Here is a 17,200-nt window from a genome sequence, read left to right on the forward strand (position 1 = left end):
GTGGTCAGCGGTCGCTGTGGCCCGGGATGACATGGCCGTGCTCGTAGGCGAGGACCACGGCGTGGGTGCGGTTGGCGGCGTTCAACTTGGTGAGGACGCTGCTGACGTGGGTTTTGACGGTTTCGAGGCTGACGACCAGGGTCTCGGCTATCTCGCGGTTGGTGCGGCCGGTCGCCATCAGCTGGAGGACCCCCAGTTCGCGTTCGGTGAGCTTGGCGTCCGCCTGCCGTACGGGGCGGGCGTGCGCGCCTACGAGGCGGCGGACCGCATCGGGGAAGAGCATCACCTCGCCCTTCGCGATGGTGCGGACTGCGTCGGCGATCTGCTGGGACGGAGTGCGTTTGAGGACGAAGCCGTCCGCACCCGCCAGCAACGCGTCGTAGACGTTCTCGTCGTTCTCGAACGTCGTGACCATGATGATCCTGGGAGGGTCGGCCAGCTCAGCGCGGAGCAGCCGGGTGGCCTTGATGCCGTCGAGGCCGGGCATCTGGATGTCCATCAGGACGACGTCCGGCCGGTGCGCGGAGACCGTCGCCAGCGCCTGGGTCCCGTCGGCGACGTCGGCCAGCACGGTCAGGCCACGGGCAGTCAGTAGCGTGCGCAACCCCGTTCTGGCGAGCTCGTCGTCATCGACGAGAACGACGCTGACGTTCATCGCCCGTCCCGCAGCGGAAGCCGGGCCAACAGCCGCCACTGCCCGTCCTCGGGGCCCACTGTGAGCTCGCCGCGCAGCAGCCGGGCCCGCTCGGCGATCCCGGCCAGCCCGCGCCGCCCACGGGGCGCGGTGCTGGCGTTCGTGATCCCGTCTCGCCCGCGCGGAGGCGGAGAGGGAGCGGTAGCTTCACCCGCGGGCTCGTGGAGCTCGCGCGAGGGCGTGGCGACGGCGATCGGGTTGGCGAGGTCCAGGCGCAGCCAGCGGCCCACGATGCGCAGGCGAAGGGTGATGCGGCCGGGCGCGCCGTGGCGCATGGCGTTCGTGAGCCCTTCCTGGACGATGCGGTAGCCCTCGCGGGAGATGTCGGCGGGAACGTCGGCGAGATCGCCGTCCACCTCGATGTCCAGGGCGGTGCCCGCGGCGCGCACGTTCTCAGTGAGTTCGCGCAGGTCGTCCAGGGTCCGGTGGGGATCGGCGGCGGTGGGTTCGGCGCGCAGGACGCCCAGGACGTGGTCGAGATCCTCGAGCGCGGCGCGGGAGGTGTCCTCGATGCCCGCCAGGGCGCGGCGGGCGGCGACCGGGTCGGTCTCCATCAGTTCGGCGGCCACCGCGGCCTGGATCGTGGAGGCGGTGAGTGTGTGCCCGATCGAGTCGTGCAGCTCCTGCGCCAGCTGGTTGCTCCGGGCGAGCCGATCGCGCTGCTCCTCCAGGGAGGTGAGGCGTTCGGCGGCGCCGTGCGCGAGCAGGAACGGGGCCGATCCGCGCAGCAGAGCGACGGCCGCCGCGCTCAAATAGACCGTCAGCGCCAGCGCGGCGAGCGCCACCGGAACGCTCCAGGCGCCCGCCCATCCGCCGCCGACCCGGACGGACGCCCCGGGCAGGTCGACGCGGTCGCCGCCGTCCCGCCACACCAGGGGGAACGTGAGCGCCGGAACGAGCAGCAGCGCGGTCGCGACCATGAGGACGGCCCCGGTGAAGGCGTGCGCGCCCAGCCAGGCCGACGTGCGCAGCCAGCGTGAGACCCGGAACCGGGTGCCGTGCATCGGCACCGGGATGGCCGTTCCGAGCAGCCGGTTGGCCCCATGCACTGAGGCCGTCCGCGCGGCCTCGGGGTAGCCGAGCAGGACGAATAGCAGCAGGTAGACGACGCTGAACGCCACCGTACGGAACGTCCCGGACGGCACGATGGCGGCGGCCGCCGCGGCGGGCAGCACCGGCAGCAGCCCCAGCAGCGCGCCGGTGAAGGCGTACACCCAGCCGACGTAGGTACCCACGTGGAGCACTGGTCTCAGCATCCGCAACATGCCCTGATCCTTTCAATGTGCATCCGGTGTGTGCCACCACTCATCCGAGCGTCCCGTTTCTCCCTCGTACGGGGGAGGCCGATTTGGCTCGTCCCCGCGATGCCGGGACGGGGCCCGCCCCGGCATCGTCGGTTGTGTTCACACCGACTGAGAGGGGCACCGGATGACGACGGCCACACGGACGAGAGCGGGCGCGGTGGCGTGGATCGTGGGCGCCGCCCAGTTCTTCCTGATCCATCTGATCGTTCAACTGAGCTGGAAGAACCCGTCCTACAGCTGGTCGCGCAACAACGTCAGCGACCTGGGCAACCTGCGGTGCGGGCCGTGGGGCGACAACAAGCGGTACGTCTGCTCGCCGCTGCACAACCTGATGAACGTGGGGATCGCGCTGGAAGGACTGCTGCTCCTGACCGGCCTGATCGTGATCGGCTCCCTGTGGGAACGGCGCCTTGCGCAGGGCCTCCTGTGCGTCGCGGCAGGCGCATGGATCATGGTCGGGTTCGTGCCTGCGGACTCCAACGAGAACCTGCACGTCCTGGGCGCGCTGCTCGTCACGGTCTTCGGTAACCTCGGCCTGATCCTGCACGGATGGCGGCACCAGCGGCGGCCCGACCGAGTTCTCGCCCTCTGCCTCGGCCTCGCCGGCTTGCTGGCCACGTTCCTGTTCTTCGCCCAGATCTACCTGGGGCTGGGCATGGGCGGCATGGAACGGTTCGCGGTCTTCGGCATGCAGGCATGGACGTTCGTCACCGGCTGCCTCCTGCTCCGTACAGGCTCTCGGGTGCAGAGCCGAGCCTGACTCGCCGCTATCCATCGGATCCGCGAGTTCGGAGGACCCGGGCGGCGACCGACAGCTGAACCTGGCCTTAGGGTAGGCACGGGACAGCCCCGGCACTTTCGCCGGGTCGATCGCTGCCCGGGGGCGGGCGCCGCGGGTGACCAGCTCGGAGCTCAATGGGACGAAGCCTCCGAGACCATAGTGACGCGACCGCGCGAGAACCGAAACGGTCGACCTTGGGTGGGAGCAGGGCAGGCTGGGCCACCAGCCTTGCCACCAGAACGACTTGTCGTCCCCTGGAGCCGTCCGAGGCCTTTGAACCGGGGATCAGCGGAGCGACCTCAGGCGGATCCGACGAGCACACGATCGGTGAGTCGGCGGGAGACGAACAGGACGGCCAGTCCGAGAACGAAGCCGTAGGCGGAGACCAGGCCGTGGCCGTTGTCCTGCCCGAACCACATGGCCAGGCCCAGGGCCGGGACGGCGAGCGCGAGCAACCGCTGATTGCGATTCGCTGCGTGCTGCAGCAGGGCGGCGGCAAGGGTCGAGCCGAGGAAGTAGGTCGCGCCGGAGCTGCCGGCGAAGTTCCTCGGGTCGGTGCTGCGTTCTTCGCCGAAGAGGGCGTCGATCCAGGACGGCAGCAGGATGCCCGCGAAGAACAGCGCGGTCGCGATAGGCCACTTCCAGTACCACTGCGCGAAGGCCGCGATGACGGCGAGGGTGGCGAGGTTCCAGGCCGTTCCGCCGATGCCGCCGTTCTGCATGAACACCGACGTCACGACGCGCCACCACCCGCTCTTGGCAGGATCGGCGTCGAGGGCATCCATTGCCCCGCTCCAAACCTGCTGCAGTACCACCGCCCCGACGGCCACCGTGGTCACCGCGATGGCCGCCCAAGGCACCGGCCGGCCCTCCCACGGCCGCTCGCCGAGCAGCGCCAGCCCGCAGCGGAACATGAGCACCATCAGTGCCGCGGTGGTGAGGTTGAAAATGATGACGTCCACTTGTCCCCCGATCTTGAAAAACATCTGATTCTTGCATCAACCAGGGTCGAAAGAAACCGCAGGCCGGGGCTTACCGACGGGTTTTCGGAGGCGGTACGATCGAAGATCGAAAAGCTCGAGACCAGGCTGTCCGGGCACAAGCCCGACGAGCCGCCTGCCGCCGCCACACGACGACTGAGGGCTGTCCCGTAGTCCCTGGCGGGGCACCCGACGACAGCTACGGCACCCCGCTGCGTTGTCGGAACGCCCGCCGGCGTGTCCGGCAGATCCGGCCTTCATGGCACGGGAGTTCAGCCGCTGGCGTGGCGAATCCTTCGGTGGTGCCGGGTCGCGCTCCGGTAACCCTGAGGGCTCCTCAGGCCTGGCGTGTCGGCAGGACGACGATCTGGCGGAGGTTGACCGTGCGGGGGCGGCTGGCGACGTAGGCGACGAGGTCGGCGATCTGTTCGGCGGTGAGCGGGCCGATGAGGTCGAAGAGCTCGCCGAGCTGGCCGTCCGAGCCGAGCCCGGGGTTGTCGATGTGGTTGCCGAGTTCGGTGTCGGTGAGCCCGGGCTCGATGTTCGTGACCCGGACGTCACGGGGGCCGAACTCGGTTCTCAGCGAGGCCGACAGCTGAGTGAGGGCGGCCTTGGTCGCACCGTAGACCGCGTAGCCGGGGAAGGCCACATGGGCCCCGATCGAGGAGATATTGATCAGGTCAGCGGTGTGCCCGTCCGCCGCTGCCGAGATCAGGTCGGCGGTGAAGGCCTCGATGACGTTCAGGACACCGGTCACATTGGTGTCGATCATTCGGGCCCACTCGTCGGCCCTGCCGTGCTCGATCGGGTTGGGCAGCATCACCCCGGCCGCGTTGACCACCAGATCGACCCGTCCCAGCTCCGCCTTGGCCCGTCGGGCCACGCCGGTGACGGCGTCCCGATCGGTGACGTCGACGGGCAACGCGAGCGCGCGGCCGCCTGCGGCATCGATCCGGTCCGCGAGTTCCTTGAGGCGTTCCTCGCGGCGGGCCAGGAGAGCCACGCTCGCGCCGTGCTCGGCGAGGAGCAGCGCCGCGGCGGCGCCCATGCCGCTCGCCGCGCCGGTGATGACGGCCGTCCTGCCGGACAGGGTGGTATAGCTCATGGTGAGGTCCCCTTTTCAGTCGGTCCGATTCTTCGGTCAGCGGCGTTACCCGGTCCAAGACCTGTGGGCTACCGGTCGATGCCTCAGGAGTCTCTCGTCGGCGGGACATTTGTACTGGCGAGAGCAGGACCGGTCGGCTCTGCCGCAGGCCTCCGTTCCGACTTGATACTTGCCGCATGCCGATCTTCAAGCGCTTTCCGATGCTGACCACAGCGGTGTTCCTGAGTACTCTCGGGGTCGATGTCGTGCAGTTCTCGGCGCACGGAGTCCTCGAGGATCTGCAGCGGACCCCGGCCGGCCTGCACGGCGGCTGGTGGCGTACGGGCACCGCGCTCTTCGTTCAGGACGGCGGTATCTTCGGCGCGGTGACCAACCTGGTCTTCCTGCTGGTGATCGGCACGATCGCCGAGCAGACGCTGTCGAGGCCGCGCTGGCTCCTGCAGTACTTCGGGGTGGGCCTGGCCTCGGAGTTCGTCGGATACGCCTGGCAGCCGGTCGGCGGTGGCAACTCCATCGCGGTCTGCGGGCTGGCCGGTGCGGTCGCCTTGGCACTCTGGCAGGAGGACGCATCTCTGCCCGGATACACGGCGCAGGCGCTGCTGTTCTGGAGCGGAGCCCTGGTCGGCACCCTCTGGTCGAGCGGCTACCTCCTGTCGGCCCTCGTCTGTGTGGCCGGCTCGGTGCTGATCCGGATCTGCGCGGAGAACCGGGTGGCCGTCGGCCGGCCGACGGCCCTGGCTGTGGCCGCGGTCGGGGTCGGGTTGACCGCCGCCGAGAACATCCACGGTCCGGCGCTTCTCCTCGGTGGTATTTTCGCCGTGCTCCTGTCGGTCAAGGTGCACCAGCCGGGTGACGTCTGATGTGGGTCGCACTGCTGGGCCCGGTCAGGGTCCTGCGCGCCGACGGAACGCCGGTCAACGTCGGAGGTCCGCTGGTCCGAACGCTGCTGACCCTCCTCGCCGTGGAACCGGGAAGGACGGTCCCCGCCGACCAATTGGTCGACGCACTCTGGGGTGAACGGACTCCGGCGAACGCGGCCAACGCGCTGCAGACGCTGGTGAAACGGCTGCGCGCCGCCCTCGGCCCGGAGCTTCCGATCGTGGCGGGGGCTTCCGGTTACGCCCTGGCGATCGAGCCGGAGGACGTCGACGTCCAGCGCTTCACCCGGCTCGCCGCCCAGGGCCGAGTGTCCCTGCGGCGTGGCGACGCCAGCTCTGCGGCGGCCCTGCTCGACGAGGCGCTCGAACTCTGGCGCGGCCCCGCCCCGGCGGAGCTCCGGTTCCTCGAGGACCAGCGGCTCGACTCCGTGGAGGCCAGGGCGGACGCCTACCTGGCTCTCGGCCGGGCCGCTGAGCTCGTCCGGGAACTCGCGGCGGCCGCCGCCGCGCAGCCGCTGCGCGAGTCCCTCGCGGCCCGGCTGATCCGGGCCCAGGCGGCGGCAGGGCTGCGATCCGAGGCGACAGAGACCTTCGAACGGACCCGGGACCTGCTCGCCGGGGAGCTGGGAGTCGATCCGTCGCCCGCTCTGGCCGAGGCCTTGCGGATCACGATGCTCCCCGTCGGTCCGCCGACCAATCTACGGAGCAGGCTGACCAGCTTCGTCGGGATGGACGCCGAGGTCGTCCGGACCGGTGCGCTGCTCGAGGCCACCCGGTTGGTCACCTTGGTGGGCCCTGGCGGAGTCGGAAAGACCCGGCTGGCCTGCGAGGCGGCGATCCGGCTGGCCGACCGCTGGCCCAGCGGGAGTTGGCTGGTCGAGCTCGCCCCGGTGGCCGACGGCGCGTCGGTGGGCAGTGCGATACTGTCGGCCCTCGGCGTCCGCGACATCCTCGAAGGCGACCCGTCCGACCAGCTCGTGGCGGTGCTGACCGGCAAACGGTTGCTGCTCATCGTCGACAACTGCGAGCGCCTGCTGCAGGCGGTGGCCCCGCTGATCGACGGGATCCTCGCCCGCTGTCCTGAGCTGACGGTGCTCTGCACGAGCAGGGAACCCCTCGGGGTGGACGGCGAGATGCTCTGCCCGGTGCCGCCGCTGGCGCTTCCGCCGGCCGACGCCACCGTGGCCGAGGCGGCCGGCTTCCCGGCCGTACGGCTGCTCACCGACCGGGCCGTGGCCGTGCGGCCCGGCTTCGTCCTCGACAAGGACAACTGCGCGGACGTCTGCGCGATCTGCCGTCGGCTGGACGGTCTGCCGCTCGCCATCGAACTCGCCGCCGCCCGGCTGCGGGCGCTGAGCCCGGCTCAGATCGCGGCCCGGCTCGATGACCGGTTCCGGTTGCTGACCGGCGGCAGCCGGGCGGCGCTGCCCCGGCATCAGACCCTCCGCGCCGTCGTCGCCTGGAGCTGGGAGTCACTCACCGGCCCTGAGCGCGAACTCGCCCGCAGGCTCTCGGTCTTCTCCGGAACCGCGACCATGGACAGCGCCGAGCGGGTCTGCGGCGGCGACGTGCTCGAAACGCTCACTTCGCTGGTGGACAAGTCCCTGGTGGAGACCGACGGTGAGCGCTACTGGATGCTGGAGACGATCAGGGCGTACGCCGCCGAGGAACTGGCGGCGGCGGGGGAGAGCACCGCGGTGGCGAGGACTCACGCCGACTACTTCCTGGACCTGGTGGAGCGAGCCGAACCCATGCTGCGCACCTCGGAACAGGCCGACTGGATCGCCCGGCTGATCGTCGAGAACGACAACTGCGTGGCGGCCCTCGACTGGGCGATCTCGGCCGGTGACGTCGAACGGTTGCTGAGGCTCTGCGGAGCGCTCGTCTGGTACTGGCTGCTCCGAGGGTGCCGTGCTGAGGCGGACCTGTGGCTCCACCGGGTCCTGGACCTGGTGGACGGAGGTCCTCCGCCTGCCCCGGCCGGGGTCTGCCCGAGCCGTTCGGCCCTGGCCCGGTTCCGTCAGGCCCAGGCCGAACTCGCCCGCGGCCAGGGCGACCTGAATCGCTGACACGCGCTACCAGCGGTTTGCCAGGCGTCTCCACGACCCTGTCCACCGGGGTGTGACCGGCGGGGTGGTCCTTCTCCATTGATCGAGGGGTGAAGTGTGCAGGTGGATCTGAGGGTGCTCCGGTACGTGATCGCGGTGGCGGACGAGGGAGGGTTTCAGCGGGCGGCCGCACGGCTGCATCTCGCGCAGCCATCGTTGAGTCGGCAGATCCGGGATCTGGAACGTGCCATGGGGGTACGGTTGTTCGACCGACGGCCGACGAGGCTGACGGTGCCGGGAGAGGTCTTCGTGGAGTCGGCCCGGCTGCTGCTGGCCGAGGCCGACGGGCTGGTGGAACGCACGTTGAGGGCAGCCGGCACCCGGCATGCCCGGCTCGGCTACGTCGGGGTCGCGGGCTATGACACCGTGCCGAGGCTGCTGGCGGCCGTCCACGACAGCCATCCAGGCATCCAGGTGGACGCACGCGAGGCCTGGACGCCCGATCTGGAGTTGGCGCTGCGCGATCGCAGGCTGGACCTGGCTCTGTCGTACGGCATGGTCCAGCGTGACGGCCTGCTCAGGGCCGTCTTGCGTCGTGAGCCGCTGGTGGCGATCGTGGACGCCGGGCATCGGCTGGCCGCCGTTCCCGCCATCTCGCTCGGCGACCTGCACGGCGAGACGTTCTGTTTCTTCGCGCGGCATCTCGCTCCGGGCTACTACGACCAGGTGGTGGAGGCGCTCGGCGCCGCCGAGGCGGACTTCCCGCTCTGGGAGCATCCACTGCCGGGATTGCGGCGGACCCCGCTCCGAGGCCGTGAGGGATTCACCCTCGTTCCGAGATCGGTGGCTCCGCATCTGCCGGGGCATCTCGTCTCGGTGCCGCTCCACGAGGATCTGCCACCGATCGACCTTGACATCTTCTGGCGTCCCGACGACCTGTGCCCGGCCGGGCTGCTCCTGCTCCAGACGGTCCTGGCGACCGCGAGCGCCCAGTCCTGGCTGATCCCGACAGACCCTTCGGGCATCAGTCGATAGCTGATGCGTATTGGACCCGGCGATCGGCCGAAATCCACACTGGCCCAGTTCCCCTCAAGCCTGGCAAAGGACGAGCCCATGCCCCCATCCGTACCGGTACGTGACCTCGAAGGGAAAGTCGCTCTCGTGGTCGGCGGCTCGCGCAACCAGGGAGCGGCGTTCGCTGAGAACCTCGCCTCCCGCGGCGCCACCACCGTGATCAGCTATCTCGGCAATGAGCAGGCTGCTCTCGACACCGTTACCGTCCTGGAAAAGCACGGCGTGACGGCCGAGGCGGTCCGTTCCGACGCCACTTCCTCGGCCGACGTCGACGAACTGTTCCACGACGTTGTGGCCCGCCATGGCCGGATCGACATCGTCGTCCACACGCCGGGCGCGGTCATCAAGAAGCCGCTCGCCGACTTCACCGACGAGGACTTCGACCATCTGATCAATCTGAACACCCGGAGCGCGTTCAACACGCTGCGGGCCGCAGCCAACGCTCTCGCCGACGGCGGGCGCTACGTGGTGCTCTCCACCACGCTGACCTCGATCATGACCGGCCCGTACGGGCTGTACTCGGGTTCGAAGGCCGCCGTCGAGCGCATGGTGCTCGCCGCAGCCAAGGAACTCGGGGTGCGCGGCATCACGGTCAACGCGGTCGCTCCCGGCCCGATCGACGACTCGTTCTACCGGGGCGCGGAGACGCCCGAGTCGATCGAGGCCGCCACCCATCACAGCCCCCGCAACCGCCTCGGCCTGCCCGAGGACGTCGCGCCCGTCGTCGGCTGGCTGGTAGGCGCCGAGGCCGGCTGGGTCTCCGGCCAGACCGTGCGCGCCAACGGCGCGATGTTCTGACCACCTGCTTCCAGGAGCACACGTTCATGCCCGGATCCGGGGTCACCAGAAGTCCGAACTGAGGCAGACGGTTCCGACTGTCGTGGTCCTGGCCGTCCTCGTCGGTTCGGTGATGCCGGCGGGACCGGTTCGTGCTCCGGGGGAATCTGGCCGTCACCAGGCTCTGCACCCTCGCGATGACCTACACCGTAATGCCCGCCCCCACCCGGCTCCTCGGCTCCTGGCCGCGGAACCCATGAAGGAGGACCGTTCCATGCGCGCCCTGATCGTTGATCCGGCCGGCCACTCGAAGATCCGGTTCGGCGAGGCACCGGTCCCGGTGCAGGGCCCCGGACAGGTCCTGATCGAGGTTCTGAACTCCTCGCTGAACGCTGCCGAACTGCGGTTCGCCGGGCTGTCGGAACCGGGGGCGGTTCCCGGTTTCGATGCTGCGGGCATCGTGGTCGCGGCGGCCGCCGACGGCAGCGGGCCCGCGGTCGGCAGCCGGGTTGTCTCCTTCGCTGAAGGCGGCGGCTGGGCTGAGCTCCGCGCGGTCGACAGCGCCGATGTGGCGGTGGTGCCGGACTCGGTGGACCTGGCGGTCGCGGCGACCCTACCGGTGGCGGCAGGTACGGCGATGCGCGCGGTCTGGCAGGCAGGGCCGATCGCCGGACGGCGGGTCCTGGTGACCGGGGCGTCCGGGGGAGTCGGCTCGTTCGCAGTGCAGCTCGCCGCGATCGGCGGCGCGCACGTGATCGCCTCGGTCGGCTCCCGCACCTCCGGCACGGGTCTGGCAGAGCTGGGCGCGGCCGAGGTCGTTCTCGGCCTGGACGGGGTGGCGGAGCCGGTCGACGTGATCATCGACATGGTGGGCGGGCCTCAGCTGGTCGAGGCGTACGCGCTGCTGGCCTCGGGAGGGAACGTGCAGAGCGTCGGCTGGGCCTCCGGGCAGGCCGCGCTCTTCCCTGCCGGGTCGACGCTGGGCCGTAAGGATCCGACATCGATCACCTCGGTCTTCAACGGCGGCGGAATCACCGACCGGCAGCAGCAGCTCAAGGTCCTGCTGAAGCTGGTCGCGGAAGGGCGGCTCCGGGCAGCCATCGGCTGGCACGGCTCGTGGGAGCGGTTTGCCGAGGCCGCAGACGCGCTGACCGGCCGTACGTTGCGGGGCAAGGCCGTCTTCGATGTGCCGGCCCGATGAGCGACGACAATCAGGCCGCGTTCATGTCGGCCCTGGTGACAGAGCATTTCGTCCTGCAGTCGGCGGCTTCCACCACGGTCAGCGAGTCCACCGGCCGGGCTTCGCTCTATCTGGCGGCGCTCTCCAGTTCGCTGGTAGCGACCGGTTTCGCCGCCCAGTCTCCGCACATGTTCGTACCGTTCGTGGCGACGCTGATCCCGGCACTGCTGATCCTCGGCTTTTTCACTTCGGTGCGGCTGGTCGACACGGGCGTCCAGAACCTCCGGTACCTCGCGGGGATCGCCCGGATCCGCGAGTACTACCGGGAACTGGATCCCCGGGCGCCGTACTTCTTCACCGAGTGGGGCGGCGGGACCCGCCACGACGAGCGCGCCGAGGTGCTCGCCTCGCTCGGCACCCGGCGGAGCCGGCTGCTGGGGCTGTCCACCACCGCGAGCATGGTCGCCGCGATCAACAGCATCGTCGCCGGGGCGGGCGCGGTCCTTGTCGCAGTGTCGATCTCGGGGCGGGAGCACACCGCGTTCATGGTGCCGCTGGGCGTCCCCGCGGCCGTGGTCTGCATGACCCTCTTCTGCCGGTACCAGGACTCCCGCTATCTGGCCCTGGACTTCGAGAACAACGGAAAGGCTGAGAAATGATCCTGGTGACGGGGGCTTCCGGCAATGTCGGCGGTGAGCTGGTCGGCGTGCTCGCCGCGGCCGGACGGCCGGTGCGTGCGCTGATCCGCGACACGGAGAGGTTCGAGGCCCGGCCGGGCGTGGAGGTCGTGACCGGGGACCTGAACCGCGCCGAGACCCTGACCGGTGCGCTCGACGGAGTGGAGGGCGTCTTCCTTCTCGGCGGGTTCGCCGACATGCTCGGCGTCCTGGACCGGATCCGCTCGGCCGGGGCCGGACACGTCGTTCTGCTGTCGTCCCGGTCGGTGGCAGGCGGCGACCCGGCGAACGCGATCGTGGCGATGCACCAGGACTCCGAGGCGGCGGTCCGCGGGTCCGGAGTCGGCTGGACGATCCTCCGCTCCAGCGGCTTCATGTCGAACACCTTCGAGTGGGTCCCGCAACTCCGCGACGGCGACGAGGTCCATGCGCCCTTCGCCGAGGTCGGGATCGCCGTCATCGACCCGTACGACATCGCCTCGGTCGCGGCGGCGGTGCTGAACGACCCGGATTACCACGGCAGGCACCTCCACATCAGCGGCCCCGAGGCCCTGCGCCCGGCCGACCGCCTGGCGACCCTCGCCAGGGTCCTCGGCCGCCCGTTGACGTTCCGCGCCCAGCCCGACGCCGAGGCGCGGGCCGAGATGAGCCGTACGGTCCCGGAACGGTACGTCGACGCCTTCTTCCGGTTCTTCTCCGACGGAGACTTCGACGACGCCCCGGTCCTGCCGACGGTCGAGGTCGTCACCGGCCGCCCCGCGCGCACCTTCGAGGACTGGGCGACCGCCCACGCCGGAGCGTTCTCCTGAGTGCGCGGCTGCTGGTCCCGGCGACGTTCGTCACCTCGCTCGGGAACAACATCCAGCTGATCGCCTCCACGCTGCTGCTCGTCCGGGCGAACGGGACGATGCTCGCGGTCGGCTGGCTGTTCATCGCGGTCGCGCTGCCCCAGGCGGTGCTCTCCCCGTGGTTCGGCCGGCTCGCCGACCGGTTCGACCGGCGCAGGCTCTGGCTCGGCTGCGACCTGACCAGCGCTGTGGCCGCCCTCGCCCTTCCGCTGGGCGGCCACAGCAGCCACATCGTGTACGGCTCGAACTTCGCACTCGCCGTGGTCAGCGCGCTGTTCATGCCGACGAGCGCGGCTCTGATCAAGGAACGAGTGCCATCCGGTGAACTCCGCCGGTTCAACGCCCGGTACGAGATCGCGCTCCAGGCCGGCTCGCTCCTCTCGGCCTCGGTCGGGGGATGGGCCGTGCAAGGCCTCGGACCCGACCTGTTGTTCACTTTCAACGCGGCTACCTTCGCGGTCTCCGGGCTCTTCGTCTACCAAGTCGGCAGGCGGCCCGCAAAGCCGCTGTCCACCGCGCCCGGCGAGCCGGTGGGCGGCGATGGCTCGCGCATGCCGGTCGGGCCGCTCATCCTGCTGTACGCCCAGGGCAACATCGTCGTGACTGTCTTCAACGCGCTCCTGCCGATCCTCGTGCTGAAGGAACTGGCCGACGGGCCGGGTCTGCTGGGGATCATCGATGCCGTCGGCGGCACCGGGTTCCTGCTCGCCGCCTTCGCCTACAGCCGGATCAATCGATTTCCCGACCTGCGCATCGCGCTGGTCGGCTACCTGGTCAACGACACGATGCTGGCGCTGCAGCCCCACTTCGGCCCGACTGTGCTCACCGCGACGGTCTTCCTCGGTGCATGGAGCTTCGGCCAGGCCCGGATAGCCAGCCGGGCCCTGCTGCTGGAGGCGGCCCCGTACGACCAGGTGGGCCGGGTCTTCGGCCGGGCGAACGCGATCGGACTCACCTCGACCATCCTGGTCATGCTCACCGTCGCGACGCTCACCGACCACAGCGATACTCGCTTCGGCTTCGCCGCCCTCGCAGCGATCACCGGCCTGACCGCGCTGACCGCCGCCCTGACCACCCGGCGAACACGGCGCAACCTGGAGCTCCGCGATGGACTGATCCGCCGGCGGGGCTGGCTCACCGAACCCGAGTAGTGAGACGCGATCCCGAACGAGGTCATTTCGAACTCGTTCACCGCACCGCATTTCCGACGCGCACACGCCCAACGCGCGATCATCCGCTACATCGAAGTGTTCTACAACCGCCAACGCCTCCACTCCGGGCTCGGCTACAGGACCCCTCGGAAGGTCCAATCCGACTACGAGCAAAGGCAATTCGCGGCGTAGAAGCCCATCAAACCACTGTCCGAGAAGCACAAGGCCCCTCAGACGACATCGGGTGAGGGATGTTCGCTTGTTGCTCGACCACTGATTTGAGGCTTGCCTTGCCCTACGCGATTCTCGGGCCGTTGGAGGTCCAGTCCTTCGGCCGACTCGTTGAAGTGGCCCGTCCGAGGCGACGTGCCGTACTCGCTTTTCTTCTCCTTCACGCCAATCGGTGGGTCAGCACCGAGCAACTGGTCGACGGGCTCTGGGGCGAGGAACCGCCGCGTACCGCCCGTGCCCAGATTCACACAGCGGTTTCAGCACTGCGCAGCGGGCTACCGGACGAGCTTGCCGGAGGGCTGTCCTCAGAGGGGTCCGGATACCGGCTGCGCGTGGCGGAGGGGGACCTTGACTCAGCGGAGTTCAGTCGACGGTTCACCGCCGCACGAGAGTTCGCCGAGAGCGGCGAGAAGGAGGAGGCGGCCCGGTTGTTGCGGTCCGGCCTGGGCCTCTGGCGTGGGGATGCGCTGACCGGGCTGGAGGCGCCCTTCGCGGGACCGGCCCGCGCTCGGTTGGAGGAAGAACGCTTCGTCGCATACGAACTGCTGGCAGACCTTGAGATGAGCTTCGGAAGGCACCATGAGCTGCTTCCGGAGCTCACCAACCTGTTGAACCAGTACCCGGCCTGTGAGTCGATCGCGGAGCGCCTGACCGTGGCGCTCTACCGCAGTGGACGGCAGGCCGACGCTCTTGCGGTAGTGCGCAGGCTGCGCAGACTGCTAGCCGACGAGTACGGCCTGGACCTTGGGAAGCGCCTCGTGGAGCTTGAGGCTGCCATTCTGAGGGGTACCCTCCCGCCGCAGTCTTCGCCGCAGTCTTCGCCGCAACCGTCCGGGCCCGCTGTGCCAGTTCGGCCCGCCCCGGTGAGCGACAGCCTGGCCGACCGCGAGCTCCGAATTCATCGTCCTGCTCAGCTGCCCCGGGCGACAGCAGGATTCGTTGGGCGGGGTGCAGAGTTGGCCAAGCTCGGAATTCTGGTCGGCTCCGCACCGGGTGACACCGGCGTCGCGCTGATAAGTGGTCCGGCCGGGGTGGGCAAGACGTCGTTGGCGCTCCGATGGGCCCACTCCAGGGTCGGCGACTTCCCTGACGGTCAGCTGTTCGCAGATCTGCACGGCTACGATGCGGTGGACTCCGAGGTCCCCGGCCGGGTGCTGGAACGGTTCCTGGTGGCGCTGGGCGTCCCCGGGTACGAAATCCCCGCCGACATGGCGCACCGCGAGGACATGTATCGCTCCCGGATGGCCAACCGCCGCATGTTGGTGGTCCTCGACAACGCACGGGACTACCAGCAGGTTTGGTCGCTTCTTCCCGGGACGGCACAGTGTCTCGCCCTCGTGACCAGTCGCGGAAAGATGGGCAGGCTGGTGACGGAGACAGGTGCCGTGTCCATCCCGCTCGGGCTGCTGACGCTGGAGGATTCAGTGGAGGCACTCGGTCAGATTGTCGGGGCTCCGCGGGTTGAGGCTGCCCCGGGTGCAGCCCGGGATCTGGCCCGGTTGTGCGGCGGTCTGCCGCTCGCTCTGCGGATTTCTGCGGTACGGCTGGTCGAGGAACCAATGATCCCAGTAGCTGTGCTGGTAGCCGAGCTGACCCCGGAGGAGGGAAGGCTGGCCGGCCTGGGTCTGCCGGGTGAAGATCACACGGTGTCCCGGGCCCTGGATCACACGTATGCGCGGTTGACTGCGGAGCAGGCCCGGCTGTTCCGGGTGCTCAGCCTCCATCCCGGAGCGAGCTTGGGTTCCGCAGCCGCCGAGGCAGTCGCCGGGCGGCAGGAAACGCTTGGCGGGACATCTTCGGTGCTGGTGCGGCAGTCGCTTCGCGCGCTCGATGCGGTCCATCTGCTCGATCAGACGGAGCACGACCGATATTCGATGCACGATTTGGTGCGGCTGTACAGCCGGAAGGTGGCGCCGTTGTCACCGGCCGAGGAGGAGCTAGCCATGGATCGGCTGTTCGACTGGTACATCAGTGCCTCAGCCTCAGCTCACGAAGTCCTCACTCCCGGTGGCGCGAGGGTTGTACCGGATCTTAAGCATCTCTCGTCGGGTCTGTCGCCGTTCGAGGACCAGGACGAGGCGCTGCGCTGGTTCGACCAGGAGATAGAGGCTGTGGCGTCACTGATCCGGCTGGCCGTGGCGCGGCGTGATCACCGCGTGGTGTGGCAACTATCGTCCTCGATATCCACGTATCTGATGAGGCGCCACCGTCTCGATCTGCTGGTGGAAACCCAGCAGCTGGGTGAGCACGCGGCGCGAGAGGTTGGGATGGAGTTGGAGGCTGCGGCGATCGCCGCCAAACCTGGGAATCGCCTACTCCACGCGGCTCGATCCTCGGAGTGCGGACCCGTTCGAGCGGGCAATTGCGATCTCCGTCCGCCACGGTGAGACCCGGCGGGCTGCCGGAAATCGGCTCGATCTCGGGAATCACCAACTCAATCTCGGGCTGCTGGCCGAGACCGCACGTGTCGGCGTGGCGGCAGTGGAATCCGCGCGGGACCTCGACTACCGCTGCATGCCGGCATTGGCGTTGAGTAATCTCGGCCTGACCCGATCGAACTTGGGCGCCCACGAGCAGGCGCGTCCGTGGCCATCTGGTCCGGCCCCGGTGCGGCTCGGCGCGGGGGAGGACTGGCTTGCCCTCAGCCGTGAGGCGCTCGCCGGCGCCCGCCGTGCCGGCAATCCACTGCTGGTGGGCGAGATACCGGACCAGATCGGAATCACGTTCACCATGAGGGGCTCGATTGACGAGGCACGTGATGCCTGGCGCGAGGCTGTGCAGGTGTTGTCGGAGGTCGGGAGTTCCACGGCGGACGAGGTGCGGGCCGAACTGCGAGGGGTCCCCGACTCGCTCCCCCGGCGCGCCGCAGACGATCAGGCGGACGTGGCGGAGTCGCCCAGCAGGTAGACCAGCTCGTCCCAGCCGATGGTGACGGCTCCCGCTATCGCCCCGGCACCCGCCGCAGCTCCCCACACGGGCAGGGTCTCGGCACCGCCGGGTAGCAGCCCGGCAGCCAACGCGGCGGCTGCGAGCAGTGCGTTGCGCGTCACGAATGCGGCGGTACTGCCCGTCCCTGGAGTGGTAGCCGAGCTGAAACAGCGGCAGGCAGCGGCCCGCCCCGCCTGGACAGTGGCCACCGTAAAGGCGACGAGGAGACCAAGCACGAGGGCGGCTCCCGCCTCCCGCAGGGTGAACAACAACAGCACCGCGGCGAGCTCGCTGATCACCACTCCGATCGCGGTGGGTGTTCGGAACCGGGCCGGGAGCCAGACGAAGTCGTCGAGCCCCGCCGTGAACCTGGTCATCGTCGCGCGGCTGCGGCACTTGCTGATCGCCGCGACAGCGAAGACCACGGCCAGCATGACCCGGGCGGCCAGCTCGGTGACGGTCATGTCGTCCTCCAGATGTGGTGCGGGCTCAGAGACGTCTCAGTGTTTCGATGGATCGGGCCGCGTAGTAGCCGATGCAGGTG

General features: G+C 69.5%; 16 protein-coding genes and 1 pseudogene. 12 read left to right on the forward strand and 5 right to left on the reverse strand.

Features of this window, described 5'->3' with window-relative positions; genetic code table 11:
* Positions 1–4: 4 nt before the first annotated feature.
* Positions 5–655 (reverse strand): response regulator transcription factor, encoded by a 651-nt coding sequence (locus LNW72_RS21575; RefSeq protein WP_250976910.1) that lies wholly within the window; start codon positions 653–655, stop codon positions 5–7.
* Complete coding sequence (locus tag LNW72_RS21580; RefSeq protein ID WP_250976911.1) at positions 652–1,959, reverse strand: histidine kinase; 1,308 nt, start codon at positions 1,957–1,959, stop codon at positions 652–654. Before LNW72_RS21580 ends, LNW72_RS21575 begins: the two co-directional genes overlap by 4 nt.
* Positions 1,960–2,122: 163 nt before the next feature.
* Between LNW72_RS21580 and LNW72_RS21585 the strand changes: the two genes are divergently transcribed.
* Complete coding sequence (locus tag LNW72_RS21585) at positions 2,123–2,758, forward strand: DUF998 domain-containing protein (protein WP_250976912.1); 636 nt, start codon at positions 2,123–2,125, stop codon at positions 2,756–2,758.
* A 320-nt stretch (positions 2,759–3,078) separates the two neighbouring features.
* On the opposite strand, the gene LNW72_RS21590 is transcribed toward LNW72_RS21585, so the two are convergent.
* On the reverse strand, positions 3,079–3,741 hold the full coding sequence (locus LNW72_RS21590) for a hypothetical protein (protein ID WP_250976913.1): 663 nt from the start codon (positions 3,739–3,741) through the stop codon (positions 3,079–3,081).
* A 355-nt stretch (positions 3,742–4,096) separates the two neighbouring features.
* Positions 4,097–4,864 carry an SDR family oxidoreductase gene (locus tag LNW72_RS21595; RefSeq protein ID WP_250976914.1) on the reverse strand — a complete coding sequence of 256 codons (768 nt, stop codon included), beginning with the start codon at positions 4,862–4,864 and terminating at the stop codon, positions 4,097–4,099.
* Between the two features lie 176 nt (positions 4,865–5,040).
* On the opposite strand from LNW72_RS21595, the gene LNW72_RS21600 reads away from it, so the two are divergent.
* From LNW72_RS21600 to LNW72_RS21650, 11 genes and pseudogenes are all read left to right on the forward strand, one after another.
* Positions 5,041–5,724: a rhomboid family intramembrane serine protease gene (locus LNW72_RS21600; protein WP_250976915.1), complete on the forward strand. Its 684-nt coding sequence runs from the start codon at positions 5,041–5,043 to the stop codon at positions 5,722–5,724.
* A complete protein-coding gene (locus tag LNW72_RS21605) occupies positions 5,724–7,811 on the forward strand; it encodes a BTAD domain-containing putative transcriptional regulator (RefSeq protein WP_250976916.1) in 2,088 nt (695 codons plus the stop codon). Before LNW72_RS21600 ends, LNW72_RS21605 begins: the two co-directional genes overlap by 1 nt.
* A gap of 114 nt (positions 7,812–7,925) precedes the next feature.
* Positions 7,926–8,825, forward strand: a complete 900-nt coding sequence (locus LNW72_RS21610; protein ID WP_308402146.1) for a LysR substrate-binding domain-containing protein — start codon at positions 7,926–7,928, stop codon at positions 8,823–8,825.
* 78 nt (positions 8,826–8,903) lie between these two features.
* Positions 8,904–9,662, forward strand: coding sequence for an SDR family oxidoreductase (locus tag LNW72_RS21615; RefSeq protein ID WP_250976918.1), 759 nt, complete (start codon positions 8,904–8,906; stop codon positions 9,660–9,662).
* 253 nt (positions 9,663–9,915) lie between these two features.
* Complete coding sequence (locus LNW72_RS21620) at positions 9,916–10,842, forward strand: zinc-binding dehydrogenase (RefSeq protein ID WP_250976919.1); 927 nt, start codon at positions 9,916–9,918, stop codon at positions 10,840–10,842.
* A complete protein-coding gene (locus LNW72_RS21625) occupies positions 10,839–11,480 on the forward strand; it encodes a hypothetical protein (RefSeq protein ID WP_250976920.1) in 642 nt (213 codons plus the stop codon). The genes LNW72_RS21620 and LNW72_RS21625 overlap by 4 nt, the downstream gene beginning before the upstream one ends.
* Entirely contained in the window at positions 11,477–12,307 is an 831-nt protein-coding gene (locus LNW72_RS21630; protein ID WP_285369673.1) for an NAD(P)H-binding protein, read from the forward strand. The genes LNW72_RS21625 and LNW72_RS21630 overlap by 4 nt, the downstream gene beginning before the upstream one ends.
* Positions 12,308–12,318: 11 nt before the next feature.
* A complete protein-coding gene (locus LNW72_RS21640) occupies positions 12,319–13,497 on the forward strand; it encodes an MFS transporter (protein ID WP_285370571.1) in 1,179 nt (392 codons plus the stop codon).
* Between the two features lie 29 nt (positions 13,498–13,526).
* Positions 13,527–13,689 (forward strand): annotated as a pseudogene (locus tag LNW72_RS42115) (IS3 family transposase); the annotation flags it as partial.
* A gap of 98 nt (positions 13,690–13,787) precedes the next feature.
* Positions 13,788–16,115, forward strand: a complete 2,328-nt coding sequence (locus tag LNW72_RS21645; RefSeq protein WP_250976921.1) for an AfsR/SARP family transcriptional regulator — start codon at positions 13,788–13,790, stop codon at positions 16,113–16,115.
* Between the two features lie 85 nt (positions 16,116–16,200).
* A complete protein-coding gene (locus LNW72_RS21650) occupies positions 16,201–16,635 on the forward strand; it encodes a hypothetical protein (RefSeq protein ID WP_250976922.1) in 435 nt (144 codons plus the stop codon).
* Here LNW72_RS21650 and LNW72_RS21655 read toward each other — a convergent pair.
* Positions 16,602–17,120 carry a MauE/DoxX family redox-associated membrane protein gene (locus LNW72_RS21655; RefSeq protein ID WP_250976923.1) on the reverse strand — a complete coding sequence of 173 codons (519 nt, stop codon included), beginning with the start codon at positions 17,118–17,120 and terminating at the stop codon, positions 16,602–16,604. The two genes, LNW72_RS21650 and LNW72_RS21655, sit on opposite strands and share 34 nt — an antisense overlap.
* Positions 17,121–17,200: the final 80 nt, after the last annotated feature.

It is taken from the genome of Streptomyces sp. RKAG293 (assembly GCF_023701745.1).
GTDB lineage: Bacteria > Actinomycetota > Actinomycetes > Streptomycetales > Streptomycetaceae > Actinacidiphila.

Bases quoted from the DNA above. Each gene is read 5' to 3' on its own strand.
- LNW72_RS21575 (WP_250976910.1), bottom strand. From the start codon at position 655: ATGAACGTCAGCGTCGTTCTCGTCGATGACGACGAGCTCGCCAGAACG.
- LNW72_RS21580 (WP_250976911.1), bottom strand. From the start codon at position 1,959: ATGTTGCGGATGCTGAGACCAGTGCTCCACGTGGGTACCTACGTCGGC.
- LNW72_RS21585 (WP_250976912.1), top strand. From the start codon at position 2,123: ATGACGACGGCCACACGGACGAGAGCGGGCGCGGTGGCGTGGATCGTG.
- LNW72_RS21595 (WP_250976914.1), bottom strand. From the start codon at position 4,864: ATGAGCTATACCACCCTGTCCGGCAGGACGGCCGTCATCACCGGCGCG.
- LNW72_RS21600 (WP_250976915.1), top strand. From the start codon at position 5,041: ATGCCGATCTTCAAGCGCTTTCCGATGCTGACCACAGCGGTGTTCCTG.
- LNW72_RS21605 (WP_250976916.1), top strand. From the start codon at position 5,724: ATGTGGGTCGCACTGCTGGGCCCGGTCAGGGTCCTGCGCGCCGACGGA.
- LNW72_RS21615 (WP_250976918.1), top strand. From the start codon at position 8,904: ATGCCCCCATCCGTACCGGTACGTGACCTCGAAGGGAAAGTCGCTCTC.
- LNW72_RS21620 (WP_250976919.1), top strand. From the start codon at position 9,916: ATGCGCGCCCTGATCGTTGATCCGGCCGGCCACTCGAAGATCCGGTTC.
- LNW72_RS21625 (WP_250976920.1), top strand. From the start codon at position 10,839: ATGAGCGACGACAATCAGGCCGCGTTCATGTCGGCCCTGGTGACAGAG.
- LNW72_RS21630 (WP_285369673.1), top strand. From the start codon at position 11,477: ATGATCCTGGTGACGGGGGCTTCCGGCAATGTCGGCGGTGAGCTGGTC.
- LNW72_RS21655 (WP_250976923.1), bottom strand. From the start codon at position 17,120: ATGACCGTCACCGAGCTGGCCGCCCGGGTCATGCTGGCCGTGGTCTTC.